The organism is Novosphingobium sp. (assembly GCF_965214355.1).
In the GTDB taxonomy this organism is placed as follows: Bacteria; Pseudomonadota; Alphaproteobacteria; order Sphingomonadales; family Sphingomonadaceae; genus Novosphingobium.
This window is the reverse complement of record NZ_CBDCBI010000002.1, coordinates 3,077,144-3,101,540: the sequence shown is the minus strand read 5'-3', so window position 1 is coordinate 3,101,540 and position 24,397 is coordinate 3,077,144. Positions and strand designations below refer to the sequence as shown.

20 protein-coding genes are annotated in these 24,397 nt (G+C 62.6%); 13 read left to right on the top strand and 7 right to left on the bottom strand.

Translation table 11 applies throughout. The features are described from left to right. Positions 1 to 2: 2 nt before the first annotated feature. On the bottom strand, positions 3 to 881 hold the full coding sequence (locus ACOOE2_RS14480; protein ID WP_420383691.1) for an alpha/beta hydrolase: 879 nt from the start codon (positions 879 to 881) through the stop codon (positions 3 to 5). A 63-nt stretch (positions 882 to 944) separates the two neighbouring features. Between ACOOE2_RS14480 and ACOOE2_RS14475 the strand changes: the two genes are divergently transcribed. Genes ACOOE2_RS14475 through ACOOE2_RS14465 form a run of 3 tightly spaced genes read left to right on the top strand, consistent with a single transcriptional unit; the run spans position 945 to position 2,796 of the window. Beyond that, entirely contained in the window at positions 945 to 1,520 is a 576-nt protein-coding gene (locus tag ACOOE2_RS14475) for a sigma-70 family RNA polymerase sigma factor (RefSeq protein WP_420383690.1), read from the top strand. Further along, positions 1,517 to 2,236 (top strand): anti-sigma factor, encoded by a 720-nt coding sequence (locus ACOOE2_RS14470; protein WP_420383689.1) that lies wholly within the window; start codon positions 1,517 to 1,519, stop codon positions 2,234 to 2,236. The genes ACOOE2_RS14475 and ACOOE2_RS14470 overlap by 4 nt, the downstream gene beginning before the upstream one ends. A gap of 11 nt (positions 2,237 to 2,247) precedes the next feature. Next, the gene (locus ACOOE2_RS14465) at positions 2,248 to 2,796 is read left to right on the top strand and encodes a peroxiredoxin (protein WP_420383688.1); all 549 of its coding nucleotides are present in this window, start codon (positions 2,248 to 2,250) and stop codon (positions 2,794 to 2,796) included. 109 nt (positions 2,797 to 2,905) lie between these two features. Here the strand turns inward: ACOOE2_RS14465 and ACOOE2_RS14460 are convergent, their stop codons facing one another. From ACOOE2_RS14460 to ACOOE2_RS14445, 4 genes are read right to left on the bottom strand one after another with little or no spacing between them, the layout of a single operon-like run. Beyond that, positions 2,906 to 3,607 (bottom strand): DUF6134 family protein, encoded by a 702-nt coding sequence (locus ACOOE2_RS14460; protein WP_420383687.1) that lies wholly within the window; start codon positions 3,605 to 3,607, stop codon positions 2,906 to 2,908. Beyond that, positions 3,604 to 4,836, bottom strand: a complete 1,233-nt coding sequence (locus ACOOE2_RS14455; RefSeq protein ID WP_420383686.1) for a class I SAM-dependent methyltransferase — start codon at positions 4,834 to 4,836, stop codon at positions 3,604 to 3,606. Before ACOOE2_RS14455 ends, ACOOE2_RS14460 begins: the two co-directional genes overlap by 4 nt. Then, positions 4,827 to 5,633 (bottom strand): DUF1365 domain-containing protein, encoded by an 807-nt coding sequence (locus tag ACOOE2_RS14450; protein ID WP_420383685.1) that lies wholly within the window; start codon positions 5,631 to 5,633, stop codon positions 4,827 to 4,829. The genes ACOOE2_RS14455 and ACOOE2_RS14450 overlap by 10 nt, the downstream gene beginning before the upstream one ends. Next, positions 5,630 to 6,964 (bottom strand): NAD(P)/FAD-dependent oxidoreductase, encoded by a 1,335-nt coding sequence (locus ACOOE2_RS14445; protein ID WP_420383684.1) that lies wholly within the window; start codon positions 6,962 to 6,964, stop codon positions 5,630 to 5,632. The genes ACOOE2_RS14450 and ACOOE2_RS14445 overlap by 4 nt, the downstream gene beginning before the upstream one ends. A gap of 111 nt (positions 6,965 to 7,075) precedes the next feature. On the opposite strand from ACOOE2_RS14445, the gene ACOOE2_RS14440 reads away from it, so the two are divergent. Both ACOOE2_RS14440 and ACOOE2_RS14435 read left to right on the top strand, forming a co-directional pair. Continuing rightward, positions 7,076 to 7,879: a DUF1295 domain-containing protein gene (locus tag ACOOE2_RS14440; RefSeq protein WP_420383683.1), complete on the top strand. Its 804-nt coding sequence runs from the start codon at positions 7,076 to 7,078 to the stop codon at positions 7,877 to 7,879. Between the two features lie 19 nt (positions 7,880 to 7,898). Next, on the top strand, positions 7,899 to 8,939 hold the full coding sequence (locus ACOOE2_RS14435; protein WP_420383682.1) for an SAM-dependent methyltransferase: 1,041 nt from the start codon (positions 7,899 to 7,901) through the stop codon (positions 8,937 to 8,939). 88 nt (positions 8,940 to 9,027) lie between these two features. Here ACOOE2_RS14435 and ACOOE2_RS14430 read toward each other — a convergent pair whose 3' ends face one another. Together ACOOE2_RS14430 and ACOOE2_RS14425 are read right to left on the bottom strand one after the other, a co-directional pair. After that, positions 9,028 to 10,140, bottom strand: a complete 1,113-nt coding sequence (locus tag ACOOE2_RS14430) for a catalase family protein (protein ID WP_420383681.1) — start codon at positions 10,138 to 10,140, stop codon at positions 9,028 to 9,030. Between the two features lie 247 nt (positions 10,141 to 10,387). Beyond that, entirely contained in the window at positions 10,388 to 11,188 is an 801-nt protein-coding gene (locus tag ACOOE2_RS14425; protein ID WP_420383680.1) for a hypothetical protein, read from the bottom strand. A 369-nt stretch (positions 11,189 to 11,557) separates the two neighbouring features. On the opposite strand from ACOOE2_RS14425, the gene ACOOE2_RS14420 reads away from it, so the two are divergent. The 8 genes from ACOOE2_RS14420 (at position 11,558) to ACOOE2_RS14385 (ending at position 24,233) form a co-directional block, all read left to right on the top strand. Next, positions 11,558 to 12,868 (top strand): TolC family protein, encoded by a 1,311-nt coding sequence (locus ACOOE2_RS14420; protein WP_420383679.1) that lies wholly within the window; start codon positions 11,558 to 11,560, stop codon positions 12,866 to 12,868. Between the two features lie 5 nt (positions 12,869 to 12,873). Next, positions 12,874 to 13,914, top strand: a complete 1,041-nt coding sequence (locus ACOOE2_RS14415) for an efflux RND transporter periplasmic adaptor subunit (RefSeq protein ID WP_420383678.1) — start codon at positions 12,874 to 12,876, stop codon at positions 13,912 to 13,914. Beyond that, positions 13,911 to 16,976 carry an efflux RND transporter permease subunit gene (locus ACOOE2_RS14410; RefSeq protein WP_420383677.1) on the top strand — a complete coding sequence of 1,022 codons (3,066 nt, stop codon included), beginning with the start codon at positions 13,911 to 13,913 and terminating at the stop codon, positions 16,974 to 16,976. Before ACOOE2_RS14415 ends, ACOOE2_RS14410 begins: the two co-directional genes overlap by 4 nt. Positions 16,977 to 17,092: 116 nt before the next feature. After that, positions 17,093 to 18,109, top strand: coding sequence for a YncE family protein (locus tag ACOOE2_RS14405; RefSeq protein WP_420383676.1), 1,017 nt, complete (start codon positions 17,093 to 17,095; stop codon positions 18,107 to 18,109). Positions 18,110 to 18,198: 89 nt separating this feature from the next. Next, positions 18,199 to 18,888, top strand: a complete 690-nt coding sequence (locus tag ACOOE2_RS14400) for a response regulator transcription factor (protein WP_420383675.1) — start codon at positions 18,199 to 18,201, stop codon at positions 18,886 to 18,888. Beyond that, positions 18,885 to 20,255, top strand: coding sequence for an ATP-binding protein (locus ACOOE2_RS14395; protein WP_420383674.1), 1,371 nt, complete (start codon positions 18,885 to 18,887; stop codon positions 20,253 to 20,255). The genes ACOOE2_RS14400 and ACOOE2_RS14395 overlap by 4 nt, the downstream gene beginning before the upstream one ends. Next, positions 20,255 to 21,046 (top strand): hypothetical protein, encoded by a 792-nt coding sequence (locus ACOOE2_RS14390; RefSeq protein ID WP_420384622.1) that lies wholly within the window; start codon positions 20,255 to 20,257, stop codon positions 21,044 to 21,046. The genes ACOOE2_RS14395 and ACOOE2_RS14390 overlap by 1 nt, the downstream gene beginning before the upstream one ends. A gap of 523 nt (positions 21,047 to 21,569) precedes the next feature. Next, entirely contained in the window at positions 21,570 to 24,233 is a 2,664-nt protein-coding gene (locus ACOOE2_RS14385) for a TonB-dependent receptor (protein ID WP_420383673.1), read from the top strand. The last annotated feature ends 164 nt before the right edge of the window (positions 24,234 to 24,397 follow it).

Sequence of the window (24,397 nt, the reverse complement as noted above, 5' to 3'; positions counted from 1 at the left end):
CTTTATTTCTGCGCGGTCACCTGGTCGGCGAAGCGGATCGCGTCTTCGAGCACCGGTGCTTTCGACCGTAGCGGTTTGGCGACCGACGTGATCAGGCCGACGTGGCCGATATTGGGGTAGCGCACCCGCGTGACCGCCACACCGTGCGCGGTCAGCGCCCTGGCCATCGCATCGCTGTTGAGCGGGCGCACCAGCGTGTCCTTGTCGGCAGTCGCGAGCAGCGACGGCGGCGCGTCGGCGCTGGCATGGTTGACCGGCTGCGTAGCAGGCAGGTCAGGCGTATCGGCGAACGCCGCCTTGGTCTCGGGGCCTGCGAGCGGCAGGAAATCATACGGCCCTGCCAGCCCGATAAACCCGCGCAACGCAGCGCGATCGGCGCCGAGCCAGCGCGGATCGAACGCCAGCATGGCCGCATTGTATGCCCCGGCCGAATGGCCCATCAGCACCAGCCGTGCCGGATCACCGCCATAGTCGCGCACATGCTGGCGCACCCAGTGCACCGCTGCCGCATTGTCCTCCAGGAAAGCCGGATAATGCACTTGCGGCACCAGGCGGTAATCGGGAATCACTACGACATACCCGCGCGCGGCCAGCGCCCGGCCGACGAACGCATAACCGCCCCGGTCGCCCGAATTCCACGATCCACCGTAAATGAACACGATCACCGGCAGTGGCCCGGCATGCGCTTTGGTCGGCGCATAGATATCCAGACCCTGCCGCGGCAACGGACCGTAATCCACGCTGCCCACTTGTGCAGACCCGCCATCCTTGGGCATGATCCCGTTGAACAGGTGCAGCGGGCTGCACGCGCTGACCGCGAGCGCAGCAGCGGCCAGTGCCGCACGCCCTGACAGCGCGCCGCGCGGTTTGTAGATGGCCATAAGTGTTGCTTGCCTGTCTGTCGTGTCGCTGTATCTACGGGGAGATGCCAACATTGGATGCATATGGCAAAATCTTCTGACGGTTCGACTTCATCCGGTTTCTCAGGGCTCAGTCTAGATCTGGCGCTCGAAAACGTCGCTTCCGGCGATCGCGATGCGTTTGCCGAGGTGTATCAACGCACCAGTGTGAAGCTGTTGGGCGTCTGCCGACGTATCTTGCCTGAACGGCAGGAGGCCGAGGAAGTGCTTCAGGATATCTATCTTACGGTGTGGCGGCGCGCGGGCGCGTTCGATGCGACGCGCGGCTCGGCCATGACCTGGCTGATCACGCTGGCGCGCAACCGTGCGGTCGATCGCCTGCGCTCCGGTGCGCGCCGCCCGACCGACCCGATCGAATATGCCGACCATGTCGCGGATCCGACGCCCGATGCCGAAACCCAGGCGATCGCGACCGACGATGCCGAGCGGCTGGCGTTCTGCATGGGCCAGATCGACACCGGCGATGCAGGCCTGATCCGCACGGCGTTTTTTGAAGGTGCGACGTATACCGAATTGGCCGAGCGCGTCGCGCGGCCGCTGGGCACGATCAAGAGCCGCATCCGCCGCGCGCTGATTTCGTTGCGCGAGTGCCTGGCATGACCGGCCTCGAGGATCTGCCCGACGACGATCTGCTTGCGGCCGAATTGGCGCTGGGGCTGCTCGATGCCGATGACGCAGAGCTCGCACGTGGTCGTTTGCGGCAGGACGGCGCGTTTGCGCATGCCTATGCCCGCTGGAGCGCGTGGGCGGCGGGCCTTGCGGCGGATCTGGGCGAGGCGCCGCCGGCGCACATCTGGCCCGCGATCATTGCACGCCTCCCGGCCAATGACGACCAGCGGGGCCATGCCCGGCTGCGGCGCTGGCAGGGCGGCGCCATCGCCGCCAGCCTGGCCGCGCTGGTGCTTGGCGTGGCATTGTGGCAGCGGCCCGTGCCACCACCGCCGATCGTCTCGATTGTCCAGGCACCCGCTGCCCCGATGGTCGCGGTGCTGACGGGCAAGTCCGGTGTCGTGTCGGTCAATTACGACCCGTCCAGCGGACGGATTGCGTCGGTCATCAACGGCCTGGATACGCGTGACGGGAATGGGGACGCACGCGCGCCGGAATTGTGGGTTATCCCTGCCGATGGCAAGCCGCGCTCGCTGGGCGTGATGCCGCAGGATCGCATCGCCTGGCACGCGCCGGCCGCGACATCTGTGCAGATGATGAAGCCCGGTGTGACGCTGGCGGTATCGCTGGAACCGCAAGGCGGATCGAAGACAGGCCTGCCGACCGGGCCGGTGGTGCTGACGGGCAAACTTGCCCAGGTGAGTTAAGGAGAGAACCGATGTCGCTGAAATTACGGTATATCGCACCGGTCGCCGTGCTGGTCGCGGCAGGTTTTGCGGCCACGCATGCATCGGCGGCCCTGCCGGTCGGGACAATCGCGCCGCAAGTGACAACGCCGGCTGTAATTGCCGGAAAACCATTCGAATTCCGTCTGGCCGATGCTTTGAAAAAAGGGCCGGTGGTGCTGTATTTCTTCCCCGCGGCGTTCACCAGCGGTTGTACGATCGAGGCGCACGAATTTTCCGATGCGACCGCGAAATTTGCGGCGCAGGGCGCGACCGTGATCGGCCTGTCGCATGATCCGATTGACAAATTGAGCCGGTTTTCGGTCACCGAATGCCGCAACCAGTTCGCCGTCGGCGTGGCCAGCAGTGCGATTATTTCGGCCTACAAAGTCAAGATGCCGGTCATCTCGATGTCCGACCGCACCAGCTATGTGATCGCGCCCGACGGCAAGATCCTGCTGGCCTACAGCGCGATGAGCCCGAACGAGCATGTCGCCAAGTCGCTGGCCGCGGTGGAGAAATGGAAGTCCGCGCATCGTTGACCGGTGAAAGGCCTGGGGCTTACCCCAGGCCTTCACGCAACGCACACAAACGTCGGGTCATTATTGGCCAGGCCGAACACGTCCGCGCCGGCGAATGGCGCCCACCCGATCACCCCCGCCGCGCGTATCGCACTTCGAACCCGCCCTTGACGAAACTCAAGCCCGCCCATTGCTGCGCCTCGTCGTACCACAGGTTCAGCTTTACCGGTCCGGACAACGCATATTTGCGCACACGCAGCGGCTTGCCATCGGCGGCCGCCACGGAAGACAGACCCTCGGGCGCGATCTGGGGACGGAGCAGTTCGCCGTTCTGCGTGTTGATCAGCGGGCCGTCGAGTTCGTGGCGATTCCAGTGTGTTGCGGGCAAGGCGTCGGCGGGCGCAGCATAGCTCGGATGGCCCGGCGGCTGCACGACAAATACGCCGTTTTCGCGCCGGGCATCGACTTTGTAGTGCGTGCCGTTTTCGTTGGTCTGCGTCGTCAGTTCGGCCACCTGCCCGCCCGTCCAGCGTTCGCGCGCGGTATGCGTGTACCGGAACAGCGTCATCGGCCCGATGCGATAGGCCAGGTCGACCACGACATCGACCAGCAGGCCGTCACCTTGCGGATGAAACACCAGCTCATGCGAGCCCAGCTTGCGCGAACCCATCATCACGTCGAAGCCGAGCCGGTTTGCCGGCGGTACCGGCAATGCAGCGGCGCGTGCCATCCCCGGCGCGAGCAGCGCGGCGATCCCGCCGAGCGCACCGCCCAGCGCTTCTCGCCGTGCGATCCTGGGCGCGATCCTGGGCGCGATCCTGGGTACGATCATGATGGTTTCTCCAGCACATACAGCCCGACATCGATCTGCCCGGTGGTAAAACCCGCCTCGCAATACGACAGGTAATACGTCCACAACCGGATGAATTCCTCGTCGAAGCCCAGCGTGATGATCTGATCGTGCGCCGCCAGAAACCGTCGGCGCCATTCGGCCAGCGTCGCGGCATAGCCCTCGGCAAACAGCTCCTGGTGGGCGAGGCGCAGTCCGGCATCGGCAGCCTGGCGCGCCATGATCGAGCGGGTAGGCAGCATGCCGCCGGGAAAGATGTAATGCTGAATGAAATCGGGTGCCTGGCGGTAATGCTCGAACCGGTCCTCGGCGATCGTGATCACCTGTACGACCGCGCGGCCGCCCGGGGCAAGCCGGTCGTGGACTTGCTGAAACCAGGTCGGCCACCACGCTTCACCCACCGCTTCGAGCATTTCGATCGACACGATCCGGTCGTAAGTCTCGGTCACATGGCGGTAATCCTGCAAGCGCAAATCGACTTTGCCCTCAAGTTCTGCGCGCGCAACGCGTTCCTGCCCGAACGCCAGCTGTTCATGGCTCAGCGTGACCCCGGTCACGCGCTCGCACAGCGGCGCCAGATGCGCGGCCAATGCGCCCCAGCCGCAGCCGATTTCGAGCACGCTCTGCCCCGGTGTCAGATCGAGCAGGGTTGCGATCCGTTGCAGTTTCTCGGTCTGTGCATCTTCCAGCGTCTGCCCCGGCGCCAGCGCCAGCGCGGAGGAATAGGTCATCGTCTGGTCGAGCCACGGGCGGTAGAAATCGTTGCCCAGGTCGTAATGAAACGCGATGTTGCGCCGGCTGCCCTTGACCGAATTGCCCCGCAGCGCATGGCCCATGCGGCGCATGATCCGCACCGGCAGCGATCCGTCGATCAAGGTGTCCAGCCGGTTGAGATTGACCGCGCCCAGCGCGATCAGGCGGACGATGTCCGCGCTCGACCAGTCGCCCGCGATGTGCCCTTCGGCCAGTCCGATATCGCCGCGCCACAGCATGCGGCGCAACGCGCGCCAGGTGTGCAGCGTGATCTGGCCATGCGGCCCCGGCTCGTGCCCGACATGCTGGATCATCTGGCCATCGGGCAGCGTGACCGACAGGCTGCCGCTGTGCAATTGCGCCAGCAGACGCCGCATCATGCGCAGCACGGGCCCTGCGCGCAGCGGCCGCTTGAACGGCGCTGCCAGTGGCAGCGAAGCGGATGTAGTCAGTTGCACGGGGCCTCCAGCGATGAATTGGCAGCGGATGTATGGGCGAAAGTGACGGGATATTGCTGCGGCACATGGTCGTGGACCGGCACTCGCTTGAGCCACAGCCGCGCGGCTTCCCACGCGATGCCGGCCACGACTTTCAACGTCAGCAGCGGATGCGTCAGGGCGACGCGCGCCAGCGCCGCATCGGTGAGCATGCGGCGCCCGGCGCGCTGGATCGCAAACAGCACCGGCCCATCGGCATCGCGCGCGGTTATCGCAATCGACAGCGTATCGCCCGGCGGCGCCACGCGAAATGCATAATCCATCGCCATCGGCAGAAACGGCGAGACGTGGAACCGCTTGGCCACGTCCTGCTGCACATCGTCGCCTTTGTCATCGCCTGCGACAGGCAGGACATAACTGTGTCGCTCGCCAAAGGTGTTGTGCACTTCATAGATGATCGCGCGCAGTTCGCCCGACCGGTCATGGCAGAACCACACGATCAGCGGATTGAACGCAAAGCCGAGCAGGCGCGGCATCGTCAGGATCTGGATCGGGCCGCCATGGTCGATGCCGGCACGCGTCAGCAAAGCCTCGGCCTGCGCGCGCAACGGGCGATCGGTCCCGTCGCCATGATCGCGATCGTAAAAACCGAACAGATTGAACCGCCCGCGCGAAAACAGCCACAGGCGCGCAGACAGCGTGTCGATCTCGTCAAGATCGAGCAGCAGCGAAAACAGGCGATAGCGCAACCGGTGGACCCGCGGGCGCATGCGGTGGTGCATCACGTGCCCGACATACAAGGCTGATGGGGCCGTCATGCCGCGCGTGCCCGCGCGACGGGCGCGGTCAGCTGGATCCGCGCGGATTCGCGTGCCACGTCCCAGTCGCCCACCGCCCACGGACGCCGCCCGCCGCCCAATGCCTCGGCGACGGCAAGCCCCGCCTGCAACCCGTCTTCATGAAATCCGGCGCCGAAATGCGCGCCGCAAAACCACGTCCGCCGCTGGCCTTGCAGCCCCCACAGTTCCGCCTGTGCCGCGCCGGCCGGCGCGTCGAACACCGGATGGTCATAGACAATGCGCGCATGGACCAGCGCGGGGTCGGGCTCGGCCAGCGGGTTCAGCGTCAGGAACAGCGGCAGATCGGCCGGCAGCCAGGTTTGCAGGCAATTCATCCAGTATGTCACCGACAGTGCCGACGTGTCGGCTTTACCGCTCGCAGCATAATTCCACGCCGACCACACGCGCCGGCGCCGGGGCATCAGCGCGGGATCGGAATGAAGCACGGCGGTGTTTGCGCGATATCCAAAAGCGCCCAGCACGCGGCGCTCGTCCGTATCGGCATCGGGCAGCATCGCCAGCGCCCGGTCGGCATTTGTCGCGATCACGACATGATCGAACCGCTGGACTCCGCGCTCGGTTTCGACATCCACGCCGTGCGGTAGGCGGCGCAGCGCGCGCACGGGCATCCCTGTATGAATGCGCCCGGCGAGCGGCACAGCCAGCCGCTCGACATAGGCGCGGCTGCCGCCATCGACCGTGCGCCACGGCGGCCGCGCACCCAAGTTGAGCAGGCCGTGATTGTCGCAAAACCGGATGAACGCCGCCGCCGGATAGTCGGGGATCTGCGCCACCGGCGTCGACCAGATTGCCGCGGCCATCGGATACAGATGATCGTCGCGAAACGCCGCGCCCATGCCCAGCCGATCGAGATAGCGCCCGAGCGAAATATCGCCCAGCGTCGCCAGATCGCGCGGCGCACGGCGGTAAAACCGCACCAGGTCGGCCAGCATCCGCCAGAACCGGGGCGAGACAAGATTGCGTTTTTGCGCAAACAATCCGCCCAGATCGCCCCCGGCGTATTCCAGGCGCCCCGCATCCAGCGATACCGCAAACCCCATGTCGGTCGCACGCGTCGGCACGCCCAGATGCGCAAACAGCGCCGTCAGGTTGGGATATGTCGCCTCGTTGTAGACGATGAAACCGGTATCGACCGGATGGCCTGCAACTTCGACCGTGTTGCTGTGCCCGCCGATACGGCCGTCGGCCTCGAACACCTGCACATCATGATCGCGATGCAACAGCCAGGCGGCCGACAGTCCGGAAATCCCGCAGCCGATCACGGCAATAGTCAGGCGCTCTGGCGGCATCTGGACGTCTCTCCCCCCGGCGAAAGTGCCAAGTCTCAGGTACGCACGCAAGCCGGTGGCGGATGCATATTTTTACGCATCCATTCGCGCGCGCGGGACGTAATTAGGGTCATGCCATTCGCGACCCTTGCCTTGTACCTGTCCTTTGGACTGTTTTGCGCGATGGCGCTGGCCTGGGGGTTGGCGCGTCGGCCGGGGCAATCCGGCCTGATGGATGTCATGTGGTCGCTTTCGACCGCAATTGCCGGGGCCTGCGGCGCGCTGGTGGCCGCGCCCGGGGCAGTCCCCGCACGGCAGTTTGCTGTCGCAGCGCTGGCGCTGGCGTGGGGCGTGCGCTTGGCCTGGCATATCTGGCAGCGCGGTCATCACGGCAATCATGACGACCCGCGCTATGCCGAGCTGCGCAAGGAATGGGGCAATAACGCCGACGCGCGGTTGTTTCTGTTTGCCGAAATCCAGGCATTGGCTGCGTTGATCCTGGCGCTCGCGATCGCGGCGGCGGCGCGCAATCCGGCGCCGTTTCCGCAATGGAGCGATATCGCCGGGCTGGCGATGGTCGTGATTGCGGTGGCGGGCGAAGGCATCGCCGATGCGCAATTGGTCCGGTGGCGCAAAGTACCGGAAAACAAGGGCGAGGTTTGCGAAACCGGTTTGTGGAGCGTCTCGCGCCATCCCAATTATTTTTTCGAATGGCTCGGCTGGTGCGCCTGGCCGGTTATCGCGATCGGGCCAGACGCCGCTGACGGTTGGGCATGGCTGACGCTGGCGGCGCCGGCGATGATGTACGCGCTGCTCGTCCACGTGTCCGGCATCCCGCCGCTGGAGGCGCATATGTTGCGCAGTCGCGGTGCAAAATTCGCCGACAGCCAGCGCCGTATTTCTGCATTCTGGCCCGTTCCGCGACGTACCGGTTAAACCAAAGGGTCATCCGTCCATGAGCTTTATCGACAAATTTGTCCCCAGCGCGATCCGCGCTGTCGAAACCACGTCTTTGCCCGACGCGGTCACCCGCGCGGGCATTTCGGTGCTCGTTGGCATGCGGCGGCGCAGCCTCGCCGGCCTTGGCGATACCACTGCACGGTTTGCGGCGGACATGGCCAAGCATCCGATCGCCGAACACACCGATGCCGCAAACGAGCAGCATTACGAACTGCCGCCGCGCTTTTTCGAGCTCACGCTTGGCGCACGGCGCAAATATTCCTGCTGCCTGTACCCGACCGGTGATGAAACGCTGGACCAGGCCGAAGTGCTGGCTCTGGAAGAATCGATTGCCCACGCCGGCCTGGCCGATGGCCAGCGCATTCTGGAACTGGGTTGCGGCTGGGGCTCGCTCAGCCTGATGATGGCCGAAAAATTCCCCAACGCGACAATCACGTCGGTATCCAATTCGGCGCCGCAGCGCGGTCATATCGAACGCGAGGCGCGGGCGCGCGGCCTGACCAACCTGACCGTCATTACCGCAGACATGAACGTGTTTGCGCCTCAGGGGCAATTCGACCGGGTTGTCTCGGTCGAAATGTTCGAACACATGGCCAATTGGCAGGCGTTGCTGGCGCGCGTGCGCAGCTGGCTGGCGCCCGATGGCCGGTTGTTCGTCCATGTGTTCAGCCACAACAACCAACCCTACCGGTTCGATACCAGCGACCCGACGGACTGGATTGCGCAGCACTTCTTCACCGGCGGCATCATGCCCAGCCACAGCCTGATCGGCCAGTTTCCGCAGCATTTCAGCGTCGAACGGCAATGGCGGTGGTCGGGCGATCATTACGCCAGGACCGCGCGCGACTGGCTGGCGCGGTTCGATGCAAACTTGCCCGAAATCAACACGCTGCTGACCGACATCTACGGCAGCGAAGCCAGCGTATGGCGCCGTCGCTGGCGCTTGTTCTACCTGGCAACCGAAGGCTTGTTTGGCCACGATAACGGCTACGAATGGGGCGTCAGCCATTATCTGTTGGCGCCGGCTGCCGGGTAATCACCAGCGCGTTGACTTTTCCGGATTGATCCCGTCATTCCCGCGTGCGCGGGAATGACGGGTGTTGGTCATATAAATCCGCGGTGGCTTACGCGCCGGGTGGCAGATCCGTCAACGCACGCGGTTCGTGCATCGGGCACCCGTTGAAATCGCCGCGAAACTTGGCCGACGCGTCATACACCGGCTTGCGCACGCGATTGACCCCGCCAAGCGGCTGATGCGCGACCAGGCCGTGCCAGGGACTGAAAGCGAGTGCGTTGTCCTGGGTGTCGCTGGTCCCATTTTCCCAGCTCACTTGCGACGGCACGGTCACGCGCGCCACAGTGACATAGGGGCTTTGCTTCTCGTCCCAGATGGCAGACGCATCCTCGATCGGCATCTTTTCGAGATCGGTGCACAATTGCACGCGCAGTTCCCACACGCCGTCCTGTTCGATCATGCTTTCGCGGATTACCTCGCGCAACGCATCGTTGCGGTCGGTCGTTTCCACTTTGTCGCCCGTCAATTCGGTCAGGTTGGGGGATACCGGCGCCAGTGACAGCTTGGCAATGAATTCGCCGTGACGGAACGGGGCCTGGGTGTAGTACGTTTCGCCCAGCGGATGCGTGTTGGGTGCGCCGCCCAGCGTCTGCACGGTCGGGCTCTTGATCCCGACGGTTTCCAGCACGCTGTCGACCACCTGCATGGTCGCGGATACCGCTTCTTTCAGGCCCTCGATTTTGTCGGTGGTCTTGGCGAGCTGCGACAGGGTGCCCAGGAACGCCTTGGGTGTGGGCGCACCGAAGGCCGGGCCGTTGACCATGATGAAATCCTGGGTGGTGTCGCCCTCCGACCCTGGCAGCCGTTCGCCCGGTACGCCCAGGATCTTGATCGCCAGCCCGCGCGGCCCGCTGATGCTGTCGGGCAGGATGTCGCCCTGAATGGTCGAATACCGCATCACCACGTCATAGGTCGCAGCTTGCGCAAACAGCCCCTGTGCCAGCGGAGCATCAAGCCCGCTGAGCACTTCGATCCGCCCCTTGAGGATGGCATGCCCCTTGGCGTGAACCCCGCGCTGCGCCGATCCGTAATCGCGGGCCGTCTTGTCCTGGATCATATGGATCTGTTCGTTCAGCCCCTTGATCGTGTCGGCTTCGTTTGCCTCGGGCCGTTCGACACCGGGGGTATAGGGGATTGCGGAATGCAGGATAGGCTCGGCCATGAGTGGTCCTTAGCTGGAAGCGCCTGACGGGAGTGCGGCGTCACGATCGATGTCATCGGCTGAATGCGCGAAGGGACGCAGTGGGGGCGAGGGGCGGTAAATTTTTATTCCGGGGCTTGGGTGAAGAAGGCGCCATACAGCAGGCGCGCGGGTTCGGTGCTTGCCTTGCCATGGCCGATGTTGACCGCGCAACCGGTCCGGGGCGAGGTCTTGCGCCAAACGGGTATGCAAAGCCGGCGCAAAGCGATTAACGCGGCAATGGCACGCCAAGCACGAATTTGACGATCAGGCGGTCGGGATTTGCGCCATAACCCCGACCAATTCCCGCATTGATGTCCCATTTGCCGATCCGGGTGTCGATCGTCAGGTAGCTGCTTTGTTCGTTGCGTTGCACCAGCGCCGGATATTTCAGATCACCCAGTCCGTTGTAACTTTCCACCCCGAAAGCAACATCGGGCGCTACCAGATAGTTGATCTTGCTTGCCAGTTCAAAGGTTGCCGGTGACGGGACGGGGCCGGATACGACGAAATCGAAATTGCCGTTGAGTGCCACATTCCATTTGCCGCGACGCCATCCGGCAATGCCCTTGATCTCTGCATTCCACGGGTTCTGGTCAAGCCGGTATGCCACACGCCCGATTTCGAAATTGGCACCCCAATAGAACGGACTGTCGGGCGCGTGCGGCGCAATCCATTTGATCCGAGCCTTCGCGCCTTGCGCGCGCAGGACACCCTCGCTCAGCGTCGCCAGCGGAAGATAGAGCCCGGCTTCAAAGCCGTTGCCAAGGCCCAGCGAAAATTCGGGCGTTATCCGAAAATCGTGCAAGGCGGTTTCGCCACCGGGGTAATCCGCGCCCGCCCTGCCGGTGATCACGTCGTTCAGATGCAGATCGAGGCCAGGAGTTCGGGCCGGATTGATCTCGTCCATATAGACCTGCACTTCTTCGGGTGCGGCATGGGCGACGGTTGACAACAGGCAGGCAGTCAGGGCCGCCGACAGGGTTGCGGCTGCCCGGTACTGGCTGGCCTTCCATTCGGTACCGGTCATAATCTCATCCGCGCAAGTATACCGTCGTTCAGGACAAACCAGGCGTCGAACAGGCCAAGGCCAGGCACTGTCAGCAGCAGCGCATAAAGTCCATAATGGACTGCACTGGCGGTCATGGCGGTCCACGATCCGCGTTCGCAACAGCGGCGCTGCCACGTTCTATCCGAATGCGTATTATGATCGGAGCTTCGTCGTGCTGACCTGTGCTCCCGTTAAATTACGCCAATAAAAGCCTCGACAGGTGACAGCGTGGCGGATTTCAGGTCTGCTTCAGTTTTAGAATGCGACCTGCCGGAAAATTTAAGCCCAATGGGGAAAAGCGTGCAAATTCGATGTCACCGGTGGCAGACGATGACAGTGTTTGCGGCAATGCTTGTATCTGCATGCGCCACTTACCAGCCCGCGCCACTGCCTGACTCTGCGCATGCGTTTGTCCCGGTTGACCTGCCTGGGCTGTCGGTCGATGCGCAAAAAATCGCACGCCCTTATCTGACGGCGCAAGCGATCAATCTTTCCGCACCGTTGACGCCCAATGCGCTGGCCGTGATCGCCGTGCTCGAAAACCCGGACCTAAAGGCCCAGCGCGCGCGGATCGCGGTTGCTGATGCGCAAGTGTTCGCCGCCCGGCTGCTCCCCGATCCAACCGTTGCGGGCGGGTTCGACAAACTGCTTTCGGGAACCGACCCGTTGAACGGATACAACAGCCAGCTTGCGCTTGACCTGTCGCAGCTGCGCACCGCACGCGTCCAGCGCCAATCGGGCGATGCGACCAAGCGGCAAGTGCGGCTGGATGTGGCATGGGCCGAATGGTTGACGGCAGGGCAGGCGCGATTGCAGGGCGTGCGGGTCGGCGCGCTCGGACAGCAATTGCCGCTGCTCGCGGCCAGTGCCGCCTCTGCGCAAAAGCTGTTCGATGTGGCAAGCCGGGCCAGTGCGCACGGCGATATCGCGGCGGGCGAGCTCGATACCCGGCGCCAGGGGCTGCTCGATGCGTCGGACAAGCTGCGCAAGGCGCAGATCGACTTTGCCTCTGCCACGGCTAATCTTGTCGCGCTGCTCGGGCTTGCGCCGGGTACCGAGTTGCGGCTGGCGCCCGGCGCGACCGCGCCGATTGCACCCTCGGCAGACATCCTGGCGGGGCAGGCGGTTGATCGCCGCCTTGATCTGCAAGCCCTGCGCGCAGGGTACGACGTGTCCGAAGCCGATCTGCACAAGGCCGTGCTCGATCAGTTCCCAAATCTGTCGCTGTCCCTGGCCTATGCGCGGGACACCGCCGGCAATGCGACGATCAGCCCTGGTGTGAGTTTCAGTTTGCCGCTGTGGAATCGCAATCGCGGCGGTATCGCGGTCGCCAGGGCCACACGCGCGCAACTGCGCGCGGAATACGACGCACGCCTGTTTCAAACGCGTGCCGAAATTGCCACGGCTGTCGCGGGCCTCGCTGCGCTGCGCCGCCAGCAGGCCGAAGTCGCCACGTATCTTCCCGGGCTGGAACGTTTTGCCGCGGCGAATGCGCGCGCGGTCCGGCACGGCGACCTGGCGTCGGTCACCGCCGAAACCAGCCAGCAGGCCTTGCGCGATCGTCAGGTTGCCTGGCTACAACTCGGCCAACAGATTGCCGAACAGAATATCGCGCTCGAATTGCTGTCTGGTGGCCCCAGCGAAAGTTGGTCGAAATGAAGAATATGGCAGGTTTCGTTGTTCTGGCGCTGATGTCTGGTTGCGGCCTTTCCGGCTGTGGCGGGGCTGCGCCCGATCAGGCGCAACATACCGAGCCCACCGCGCGGGTTCGCACCGCCCTGTCGGAATCGCGATCGATCGCCCACGATGTGCAAGTCGCTGGCGCAGTCGAAGCCGGGCCGGGCAGCGCGCATGCCATCGTGGCGCCCGCCGAAGCGATCGTCACGGCCATCGAAGCGCCCAACGGCACGTCGGTAAAGGCAGGCCAGGTCATCGCGGTTCTGCGACCAAGCCCCGCCGGCCAAACGGAACTCGCCCGCGCGGGCATCGACCTTGCGACAACCACGGCTGCGTATCAGCGCGCCGTGCGCTTGCGCAGTGATGGTCTGGTCAGCGACGCCGATGTCGAAACCGCACGCAGCGCGCAGTCAACGGCCAGCGCGGTGCGCCGCAATCTGCGGCTGGCTGGCGGCGGCGGCGTTCTGCGCGCACCGTTGCGCGGCACGGTTCAGGGACTGACGGCCCGCCCTGGCGATCAGATTGCAGCGGGTGCGACTTTGGCAACAATCGGCGCGTCGGTCGATCTGCGCGCGCGCTTCGGCGCTGATCCTGCGCTGGCACGCCAAATCCATCAGGGACAGCCGATCCGCATTTCAGCCGGCAGTGGCGGAGCCGATGTGACGGCGACCGTAGCAGGGGTCGATCCGCAAGTTGATCCCGCAACCCGGCAGGCATCGGTGTTTGTGCGGTTGCCCGCACGGGTGCAATGGGGCATCGGCGAACCGTTGCGTGCAAAAATCGAGCTCGGCACCGCCCGCGCCGGTATCAGTATTCCCTATGCGGCGCTGCTCGACGACGGCGGAAAAAGCTTCGTTTTCGTCGTGCAGCATGGCGTCGCCAAAAAAGTCGAAGTGCAGCCGGGCAATTCCTCGGGCGATCGCATTCAGATTCTCGACGGGCTTGCTGCGGGCGAAAAGCTGGTCGTCGAGGGTGGCACTGCGCTTGAGGACGGCATGAAAGTGACCGAAGCCGGCGCCGCTCGATGAAAGACGTGATGCAGCGCCATGCCCGATCGATCTGGCTGAGCGTCTTTTTGATCACGCTGGCCGGCCTGGTCGCTGCGATCCGCTTGCCAGTGTCCCTGTTTCCGCACGTCGATTATCCGCGTGTCGTGGTGTCGATCGACGCTGGTGAGCGTGATCCGGAACAGATGGCCGCGATCATCACCCGTCCCGCCGAGATCGCGCTGCGCGCCATTCCCGGCGTCACGACCATACGGTCCACCACCAGCCGGGGTTCGGCGGAAATCGCGCTCGGCTTCAACTGGGGCGATGACATGGTGGCGGCGACGACCGCCACCCAGGGCGCGCTGGCCACGATACTGCCGGATCTGCCCGTGGGCACACGGTTCAACGTCCGGCGGTCCGATCCGACCATCTTTCCGGTTCTGGGCATATCTCTGACGTCGGACAAACGCGACGGTGTCGCGCTGGCGCAACTTGCGCAATTGCGGCTGCGGCCGGCGCTTTCTGCCGTCACCGGGGTCGCCGGGGTCGATATCGTCGGCGGTGCGGCTCCGGAAATCGAGGTCGAGATCGATCCTGCCCGGATCAGGACGCTTGGCTTGACCATGACCGACGTGACCACCGCGATCGGGAGTGCCAACACCGTTGCTGCTGTCGGACGGATCGAAGACCGCCACCGGTTGTATCTTGCGCTGGTCGAGGATCGTCTGTCGAACGAGGCGGACGTTGCCAGAATTCCGATAAAGGCCGGCGCCACGCCGGGCGCTGGCGTTGCGACTTTGGGCGAGATTGCGACGATCCGGCGCGCGCCCGCGCCCGTGTGGAAGAAAGTGTCTGCAGACGGGCAAAGTGCGGTGCTGATCAATATCCGCCAGACACCCAATGCGGATGCGGTCGCCCTCGTTGAACACGTGCAGGCGCGGCTCAAGGATGTCGCGTTGCCCGCCGATGTCAAAGTCAGCACATTTTACGACCAGTCGGAACTGGTCAGCGGTGCGGCTGGTGCTGTTCGCGATGCAATCCTGCTGGGCGCGCTGCTGGCGGCGGTTGTGCTGTTCCTGTTTTTGCGCAGTTGGCGCCTGATGGTGATTACAGCGGTGCTGCTGCCTGCGGTTCTGGCGGCAACCTGCCTTGCGCTTTATGCCCTGCACATGAGTTTCAACATGATGACGCTGGGCGGAATGGCCGCAGCGGTCGGGCTCGTCGTCGATGATGCCGTGGTCATGCTCGAACATCTGATGCGCCGACTGCAAGAAGCCGAGGGCAAAGACCAGCGGCCCTCGATGCTGTCTGCGGCGCGCGAAATGGCGCGGCCGCTGCTCGGGTCCACAATGGCTACGATTGTCGTGTTCGTGCCGCTGGCTTTCGTATCGGGTGTTTCCGGCGGGTTTTTCAAGGCGCTTGCGGTGACGATGGTTGCGGCATTGGCGGTGTCGCTTGTCTATGCGCGCTATGTCTTGCCGTTGGTGGCCGATCGCTGGCTGACTCTGAACGACGCCAAGGCTGCGGACAAGGCTCATCGCTATACCGGGCCGATGATCGAAGGATACGGCCGGCTGGCTGGGGTGGTGTTCGCGCGTCCGGTCCGGGTGCTGCTCGTCGGGGCGGTCATTCTGGTGGTGTGCGGATCATTGGCATGGATACACCTTCAATCCGGATTCATGCCGAAAATGGATGAAGGCGGGTTTATCCTGGATTACAAGGCCAAGCCCGGGGCGGCGCTGAGCGATACCGACCGGTTGTTGCGCCAGGTCGAAACGATCGTTCGCCAGACCCCCGAAGTGCTCAGCTATTCCCGCCGGACGGGCGTTCAACTTGGTGGCGGTCTGTCCGAAGCTGATGAGGGCGATTTCTTCATCCGGCTGAAAGGTGGTTCACGGCGCGATATCGACGAAGTCATGACCGAAATCCGGGGCAAGATTCAGGCGACGGTGCCGGGACTGGAAATCGAAACCGCGCAACTGATGGAGGACCTGATCGGTGACCTGACAGCGGTCCCGCAACCGATCGAGGTCAAGCTGTTTTCTGACGATCCGCAGGTTTTGACCGATTCCGCGGCAAAAGTGCTGGCCGCGATGACCAAAATCGACGGTATCGGCGAGGTTGCCAGCGGGCTGCGTGTGGCGGGCGATGCCATCATTATCAAAGTGGACCGGTCCGCCGCCGAGCAGGCCGGCGTCGACCCCGATCTGGTTGCCAGGCAGGTCGACAACCAGCTTGGCGGAAGCGTGGCAACCCAGATTCTCGCAGGCGAGCAACTGATCGATATCCGGGTGCGGCTGCCGCAGGACCTGCGACAGGACACCAGCGCGCTGGGCAGGATGACGATCCGTTCTCCCGATGGCCATCTGATGGCGCTCAGTTCGATTGCGTCGATCGGCGTCGCCGCGGGACAACGCCAGATCACGCGGGAGGATCTGGCTCCATTCATTCCGATCACTGCCCGGCTCGAAGGCAAGGACCTCGGATCGGCAGTTCAGGCGGTCAAGGCAGCGGTTTCGGGGCTGAAATTGCCGCCATCGGTGCGCGTGGATTACGGCGGCCTTTATGCGCAGCAACAGCAGTCATTTGCCGATTTGACAACAGTCTTTGTCGCGGCATTGTTGCTCTCGGCGCTCTTGCTGACAGTCCTGTTCGAGCGTTGGGCGTTCACTATTGCTGTGCTCGCCACTGTGTTGCTGTCCGTCGCTGCGGTCTTTAGCGGATTGTGGCTGACCGGCACCGAACTCGACATTTCTGCGCTGATGGGCCTGACGATGGTGGTCGGAATGATCACCGAACTGGCAATTTTCTACCTCGCGGAACTGAACATGGACGACCCGATCGGGGCGAGCAACCTGGTGATTGCCGGCAAGGCAAGGCTCCGCCCTATCGTCATGTCTGCCTTGATTGCGATCCTGACGCTGGCGCCGCTGGCGCTGGGAATGGGGCGCGGGTCTGGCCTGCAAAGGCCGTTGGCGACTGCCATCATTTTCGGGCTGGTGGTCGGGGCGCCGCTCGTCGTGACCGCACTGCCGATGCTCATTCTGTTACTTTCGCGCAAGGCAACCGATGTGATGGATCGGGCATCGGCTGGAACATGAACATCTTGGCCAAGTTGGTGTCCTGCAAGGTTGGGATTTCACAAGTTGCACTCTGTGCAGTGCGTGCGATGGCTGCGCGGTCGCAGGTCGGGCGAAATTGGCAAGAAGGTATGGTCATGAAACTCAAGTTGGCGATGTTCTGTCTTGGCACTGCTCTTTTTGCACAGCCGGCCCTGTCGGCACCAGCCGGACCGGGGTTTGAAAAACGCAATCCCATTGCGGCGCCAGACGATCGCTGGGATTTTGCGAGCTGGGATGCCATTCACCATCTGGTGCTGGTTGCGCACGGCAAGGATGTGCTCGTCATCGATCCTGCGCATGGCAACGCGGTGCATGCGGTTGGTTCGATTGCCGGCGCGCACGGCGTGGTCGCCATACCCGGCACCAACACCTTGCTGGTTACCAGCGCCAAGGACAACACCGCGCGCGTGATCGATGAAACCACCGGCGCGCAGCTTGCGGCGATACCCGTAGCCAAAGACCCTGATGCCGTAATCCTTTCGGCGAGCGGGCGAAGAGCCTATGTCATGGCGGCGGACGCCGGCGCAATTTCAATCCTCGATCTGGTGAACTACACCGAGATCGGCCGCATTCCGTTAAAACCGGCGCTCGAAGTGCCGGTGCTGGTCACGCCAGGATTGCTGGCGGTCAACAACGAGGCAGCCAATGAAATCGAATTCGCCAACCTTACTTCGCGCAAGCCGGCTGGCAGCCTTGCTCTGAACGGCTGCACGGCACCCACCGGGCTGGCCTATGATGCGACCACCGGTCTGGCGCTGAGTTCGTGCGCCAATGGCAAGGCGGCGCTGGTCGATTTGCGCGCGCGGCGCGTTGTGGCGCTACTGCCGATCGGCGATGGCCCCGATACCGTGATCTGGGATGCAGCCCGGAGCCGCTTCCTGGTCCCGTGCGGCAAAACCGGGACGCTTTCCGTCATTCGCCTGATCGGCCGTCGTCCGGTTGTGGAAACGGCGGTGCCGACCGAGCGCAGCGCCCGCACGGCGGCATTTGATCCCGCTACCGGCCATGTTTATCTACCGGCCGCCGGCTTCGTACCGGCCACCGAACCCGGCAAACGCGAAACGATGGAACCTGGCAGCTTTCACATCGTCGTGCTGGGGCCGACAAACTGAATGCGTCGCGCTGAGTATGTCAAACTGCATTTCGCAGGCAGATGCCGGCAATCTCATCTTTGCGGGCACGACGTTTCGTGGCGCGCCAAATGCGCATCCTGATCGCCGAAGATGATGCCGAGATGGCGACATTCATTGCCGTCAGATTGCGCGAACTCGGTCATTTGGTGATTATCGCTGCCGACGGCGCAGAGGCGATACGGTTGGGTGAGGCGAACGCGCACGATGTTATTGTGCTCGATCGTTTGCTGCCCGTGCATGACGGCCTGGCCGTGTTGCGCGCGCTGCGTTCCAGTCGCGTGATGGTACCGGTCCTGCTGCTGACAGCGCTGGGCCGGATCGAGGATCGGGTTGATGGGCTGGATGCGGGTGCGGACGATTATCTGGTCAAGCCGTTTGCTTTTGCTGAGCTAACCGCGCGGATCCAGGCGCTGTCGCGGCGTGCGCCGATCAGCGATGCGCCCCACACCACACTGGCGTGGGGGCCGCTCCAGATGGATCTCATCCGCCGCCGGGTAACGCGCGATGACATCTCCATCCTGCTTCAGCCGCGCGAATTCGAGCTGCTGGAACAGCTCCTTCGCGCCGAAGGCCGGATTGTCACACGCACCATGCTGCTGGAAAGGATCTGGGAATATCACTTCGACCCGCAGACCAACATCGTTGAATCGCACATGAGCCGGTTGCGGACAAAGCTCAACGAAAACCGCGATGGCGATATGATCGAAACCGTGCGCGGAGCCGGCTACCGGATGCGACCGCCTGGACCGGTTGCTTGACATTCACGATCAACGTATGGCGGCGCAGCGCCGCATTGCGCCTGTCGCTGGCGTATTCGGCCTGCATGGCGCTGGGGGTTATCGTGCTCGGCGCGGCCACGTTCTGGTCGATGCACGTTGCGTTTGTGCGGCAGATCGATGTGCGGCTGGCGGATGAAGCGGCGACCCTGACGCAGGACTATCGTAGTGGTGGATTGCCCGAACTGCGCGAAGCCATCGCTACGCGCGAGGCGCTCCATCAGTTACAGGCGCCGCTTTATGCGCTTTATGGTGCGCAAGGTACGCGGATTGCCGGGCGGATGGTGGCCGCAGAGCCCGTGCCCGGCCGTGGCGACATCCGCTTCATCGACCCGGTGGAGGGCGACGATGTTGCACGTGCCGTGACGTCCGATCTGGGCAAGGGGTTGCGCCTGGCGGTGGCGGTCGATCGCGAGCAGATCGAGATGATCGACCAGACATTGCTGACCGCGTTCGGACTGGCGCTGCTGGGTGTGGTTTTGCTCGGTGCTGGCGGGGCACTGCTGTTCAGCACCTTGCTGCGCAACCGGCTGGGCCGGCTGGCGGCGTCGGCAGAGGCGATTGCCGCAGGCGCAGTCTCCGGAAGGATGCCGGTTGGTCCCCATGGCGATGAGTTCGACACGCTTGCTGCCAGCCTCAACCACATGCTGGCGCGGATCGCGAACCTGATCGAGAATTTGCGGCAGGTTTCCGGTGCAATTGCGCACGATCTGCGGACGCCGTTGACCCGGCTGCGTCACCGCCTCGAATCCGCCCGCAATGCTGGTGACCTTGCCCAGGCACAGGGTTCGATAACCTTCGCACTTGGCCAACTGGACGAAGTGCTCGCGCTATTTGCCGCAATCTTGCATGTCAGCGAAGTGGAAAGCGGGGTGGCCATCCCGATCGGCAGCGTCGATCTGTCGGCGCTGGCGGTCGAACTGGCAGAAAGCTATGAACCGGCAATCCTGGCCGGGGGGCGAACGCTGGAATGGCGGATCGAGCCTGGCGTGACCCTGACGGGGACGCGCGAACTCCTGGCCCAGGCGCTGTCCAATCTGGTCGAAAATGCCATTTGCCATACGCCCGCGAACAGCAAGCTGATGATCATGCTGCGCCACGGCCCCGACGCGATTGTTCTGTCGGTGCAGGACGATGGCCCGGGCATTGCCGCAGCCGACCGCGACCGCGTGTTGCGACGGTTTGAACGGCTTGATCCCACGCGATCGCGGCCCGGCTTTGGCCTCGGGCTGACCCTGGTCGACGCCGTGGCGCATCGTCATGGCGGGCAGTTGGTGCTCGATGACGCCAAACCGGGCCTGATCGCCGCGCTTACCTTTTACCCCGCAAACCAGAGTAACGGTGTATGATGGATGCGACCGAGCGTGACGCGATCACCAAAGTTCCGGCGTTGACGCTGGGATTCTGGATCATCAAGATATTGGCCACCACGCTTGGTGAAACCGGTGGCGATGCAGTGTCGATGTCTTGGCTGGGCGAAACCACGCCCGGCGCGGCGCAATCGCCGATAAACGGTTATCTGGTCGGCAGCCTGATCTTTTTTGCGGTGCTGGCGGCGCTGGTGTTTTTTCAGGTGAGGGCAAGGCGATTCCACCCCTGGCTCTATTGGGGCACGATCATCGCCTCGACCACCGCCGGGACAACACTTGCCGATTTTGCCGATCGCTCGCTCGGCATCGGCTATGCGGGCGGGGCAATCATCCTTGCCGTCTGCGTCCTTTTGTCGCTTTACGTATGGTATCGCACGCTGGGCACGGTTTCGGTCAATTCGATCGTCGGGCGCCGGCAAGAAGTGTTTTATTGGGTGACGATCACTTTCTCACAAACTTTGGGTACTGCGCTGGGTGATTGGGTCGCCGACAGCGGGCCTGGCTATGCAGGAGGCGCGCTGCTGTTTGGCGCCGCGATTGCGGTGATTGCGGCGCTGTACGTCTGGACGCGCGTTTCGCATGTGTTGCTGTTCTGGGCAGCGTTCATCCTGACCCGTCCGCTGGGCGCGACCGTCGGCGATTTTCTCGACAAACCCATCGCCAAGGGCGGCCTGTCGTTCAGCCGGCCGTTGGCTTCGGTCGCGCTGACCGCGGCGATCGTCCTGCTGATCGTGCTGGTGCCGCAACGCGCGGCACGGCAGGCGCATTGACGACGGCGTTTGTCCCAGGGCTATTCGGCCAGGGTTGGGCTGAATCGGTGTCTGACCACGTCAATTCACCAAGCGACCGCAGCACTGTCGACAGTAACATGCCGGTAGAACGGCGACTGATTATGACATTATATTTTCCCAATATTTGACCCGGCCATAACGAACTACGGGCCGTTTGGTACGATGCGTAATCGCTCCCTCGGCGAGCTGGACCACGTCGTGCGACCGCTGCGCGGCGGGCAGGCAAAGCCGCGAATTCGCTACTGTGAAACGGTAAAATGATATCAACTAATTGGTTTTAAAACATATTTTATGATCTCAAATCACGTGTCGAGTTGGCAATTGAGGACGTTTGATGTCGTCGATCGCCATGCCACGGGTCGGCGATTTGCCAGGCCGGCGGCGTGGCGTGCAAGCGCGACAAACGACCACGACAACAAATGCGCGACGCCGACACTGTAACATTGACGTCGCGAAACGGTGCGAGGCGCGGGGGCCAAGTAGTAATTAACGGGGGCACCTCATGACATCGAAATCGTTGAAGCTCGTTTCTGCATCGGTGTTAGCGCTGTGCCTGATGGTGCCGCAATCTGGCTATGCCGCTGATGCTGCCGCCGATGCTGCCGGCAAAGCGCCGGAAAAAGCTGATAACGATCAGGCAGAGACGATTGTGGTCACCGCCTCCCGGCAGGAGGACGCTTCGCGCGCTACCCAGAAAATTGCACCGGTGTTAGTCAACATCCAGTCGATCGAAACGATCAAGAAATATCCCGATTTCAATGCAGCCGAAGCGTTGGGCAGAATTCCCGGCATTTCTCTGTCGACCGACACCGGCGAAGGACGCTTTGTCAACATTCGCGGCATTGACGCCAATCTCAACGGCGCAACATATGGCGGGGTTGTGTTGTTGAACACGTTTCCGGCCGGGACCGCAGCATCGGGTTCGGGCCGTGCGGTTGAATTCGATACCGTGCCGACAGGCGCGATTGACGGAATCGTCGTTTACAAGACGCTGTCGCCCGACCGTGAAGCCGAAGGCCTGGGTGGTCAGATTGACCTGACTCCGCGCACCGCTCGGAACATTACCAAGCCGTTCGTCGAGATCGAACTGGGTGCCGGATATGAACCCCTGCATCACCATGCCGGCCCTTATACCGGCAGCATTGCGGTCGGCGCGAAAATGGGTGACTTTTCGTTTGTCCTGACCGGTTCGCGCAAGGACGACAACCGCGGCGTCGATGATACCGAGCCGAGCTATGCCAATGACGGCGCTTGCGGCGTGAACGGCGGCACCAGTTGCGGCGCTCCGCTCGACCGGGTACTTGGTCGCGCCGATTTCCGGCGCTATGACTATGACCGGCGCCGCTTTGGCTATGGCGGTGAACTCGATTACGCACCGAGTGCCGATCACCACTATTACGCGCGGGTCGATGTTGCCGGGTATATCGAACGTGCTTTGAAGGACCACTTCTACGCGAATTTCGATGGCAATCCGTCGGCACCGGACGCCCAGGGCTATGTCGTCGACCGTTTTCAGCCCCAGATTGATATTGTCAATCTTCAGGAAACTCACCGTAACACTGTCGCCGCAGCAGGCGGTGAAGACAGATTTGGTGACCTGCAAATCGATTATCGCGCGGCCTATTCGCGCGCGACATATAACGAAGGTTATTACAACGAAGCGCGCTTTTATGGTTCGGATACGTATTACGGCCGTTACAACAACACCGCCGATCCAAAACGGTTCTATTACCAGTTTTTTCAGGACGCCGCACTGACCGTGCCGTTCAATTCTTTCGACACCTCGCAATATGGCGGCGCAAATGGCAAAGTTGCGCTGTCCTCTTTTTCCGAACATGACGCCGATTACGAATACAGCGGCGTGTTCAACGCACGCTATCCGGTTGCTCTGTTCGGCAGTACCGGAACGGTAAAAGCGGGAATCAGCATCCGTCGCCGGACCAAGAACGTGTATGATTTTGGCGGCTTCAACACTTATCCTGCAGGCTCCACCGTGGTGCTGTCGGATTATGCCCAGAATGCGCCGCAGCCATACAATTACTATTATGGCCGCTACCCGACTTCACCGATTGCCAATTACGCGGCCATCGCCAATCTGGTGAACACCGGGATTCCGACGCTTTCTCCATCGCTTGGACGCGATTTCAACGACAAGGAAAATATCACGGCCGGGTATGCGATGTATACGGTCGATTATGGCAAACTCGACGTGCTGACCGGTGTCAGGGTCGAGGTGACAAGCGAAACCTATGGCAACTACCTCACGACGACCGACGTCATGGGGAATTCCTCCACATCGTTCGTCAACAACATCAAAAAATATACCAATATTTTTCCAACGCTGCAGCTAAAATACCAATTCAGCAACGAATTGCAGCTGCGGGCGATATATTCAACGGGTATTGCCCGGCCTGGCTTCAGCCAGGCGGGTGGCAACGCGGGGGTTGATTTCACCACGGCACCACGTCCGGTCTACTCAGCGGGAAATCCCAATCTGAAACCAACTACCGGCAACAACTTCGATCTCGATCTCGAATACTATCTGCCACATGGCGGGATTATCCAGGTCGGTGTGTTCGACAAGGAATTCAAAAACTACATTTTCAAAAGCGCGCAAGTCAATCAACCTAATCCGATTTTCCTGGGCCAAAACGGCGATTTCGTCACGTACATCAACGAAAGCGCTTACGCGCGCGGCATCGAAATCGCCTATCAGCAGAAATTCGCATTTCTGCCCGGCGTATTGAGCGGGCTGGGTGTCGAGGCCAACCTGACTTTGGTAAAATCGCATTTCCGTGAATACGCTGCCGCCGTGAGCGGCGATGGGACCGACCAGTACGGTAGCCTTCCCGGTACATCGAACGTTACATGGAACCTGGCGGGGTTCTATGAAAAGGGCCCGGTCAGCGTTCGGCTATCATCGCAATATGTCAGTGCCAGCCTGTTCGCGCTCAATGGCGACAAATCACTCGACACCATCCAGGCGGCGCGCCTGACTATGGATCTGACCAGCAGTTATAAGGTCGGATCGCACTACGAAGTGTTTTTCGCCGCCAAGAACCTGCTCAACACCCCATTGCGCTACAACGACGGCGCGGCTTACCGCACCCAGCAGATTGAGTATTATGGTGCCACGTACGAGGGCGGTGTTCGCATCAAATTCTGACCGATCGTCTATGTCAGCCAGGTGAGACCGGGAAATGGGGCGGTCGCGGCCGATCAGCCAGCGTGCGCGGACGGACATGAACGGCTCGGTCAAGGGGGCTCTATGCCAGGGGGCGTGATAGGATATTGCCCAGAACGGCCACGGGGTTCTGTGCCCGATGGGCC

What these genes read in the sequence shown, in the direction of transcription:
- ACOOE2_RS14415 (WP_420383678.1), top strand. Translation starts at nt 12,874, where the DNA reads ATGGCAGGTTTCGTTGTTCTGGCGCTGATGTCTGGTTGCGGCCTTTCC.
- ACOOE2_RS14435 (WP_420383682.1), top strand. Translation starts at nt 7,899, where the DNA reads ATGAGCTTTATCGACAAATTTGTCCCCAGCGCGATCCGCGCTGTCGAA.
- ACOOE2_RS14440 (WP_420383683.1), top strand. Translation starts at nt 7,076, where the DNA reads ATGCCATTCGCGACCCTTGCCTTGTACCTGTCCTTTGGACTGTTTTGC.
- ACOOE2_RS14410 (WP_420383677.1), top strand. Translation starts at nt 13,911, where the DNA reads ATGAAAGACGTGATGCAGCGCCATGCCCGATCGATCTGGCTGAGCGTC.
- ACOOE2_RS14400 (WP_420383675.1), top strand. Translation starts at nt 18,199, where the DNA reads ATGCGCATCCTGATCGCCGAAGATGATGCCGAGATGGCGACATTCATT.
- ACOOE2_RS14480 (WP_420383691.1), bottom strand. Translation starts at nt 881, where the DNA reads ATGGCCATCTACAAACCGCGCGGCGCGCTGTCAGGGCGTGCGGCACTG.
- ACOOE2_RS14385 (WP_420383673.1), top strand. Translation starts at nt 21,570, where the DNA reads ATGACATCGAAATCGTTGAAGCTCGTTTCTGCATCGGTGTTAGCGCTG.
- ACOOE2_RS14450 (WP_420383685.1), bottom strand. Translation starts at nt 5,633, where the DNA reads ATGACGGCCCCATCAGCCTTGTATGTCGGGCACGTGATGCACCACCGC.
- ACOOE2_RS14445 (WP_420383684.1), bottom strand. Translation starts at nt 6,964, where the DNA reads ATGCCGCCAGAGCGCCTGACTATTGCCGTGATCGGCTGCGGGATTTCC.
- ACOOE2_RS14425 (WP_420383680.1), bottom strand. Translation starts at nt 11,188, where the DNA reads ATGACCGGTACCGAATGGAAGGCCAGCCAGTACCGGGCAGCCGCAACC.
- ACOOE2_RS14405 (WP_420383676.1), top strand. Translation starts at nt 17,093, where the DNA reads ATGAAACTCAAGTTGGCGATGTTCTGTCTTGGCACTGCTCTTTTTGCA.
- ACOOE2_RS14390 (WP_420384622.1), top strand. Translation starts at nt 20,255, where the DNA reads ATGGATGCGACCGAGCGTGACGCGATCACCAAAGTTCCGGCGTTGACG.
- ACOOE2_RS14420 (WP_420383679.1), top strand. Translation starts at nt 11,558, where the DNA reads ATGCTTGTATCTGCATGCGCCACTTACCAGCCCGCGCCACTGCCTGAC.
- ACOOE2_RS14430 (WP_420383681.1), bottom strand. Translation starts at nt 10,140, where the DNA reads ATGGCCGAGCCTATCCTGCATTCCGCAATCCCCTATACCCCCGGTGTC.
- ACOOE2_RS14470 (WP_420383689.1), top strand. Translation starts at nt 1,517, where the DNA reads ATGACCGGCCTCGAGGATCTGCCCGACGACGATCTGCTTGCGGCCGAA.
- ACOOE2_RS14475 (WP_420383690.1), top strand. Translation starts at nt 945, where the DNA reads ATGGCAAAATCTTCTGACGGTTCGACTTCATCCGGTTTCTCAGGGCTC.
- ACOOE2_RS14465 (WP_420383688.1), top strand. Translation starts at nt 2,248, where the DNA reads ATGTCGCTGAAATTACGGTATATCGCACCGGTCGCCGTGCTGGTCGCG.
- ACOOE2_RS14460 (WP_420383687.1), bottom strand. Translation starts at nt 3,607, where the DNA reads ATGATCGTACCCAGGATCGCGCCCAGGATCGCGCCCAGGATCGCACGG.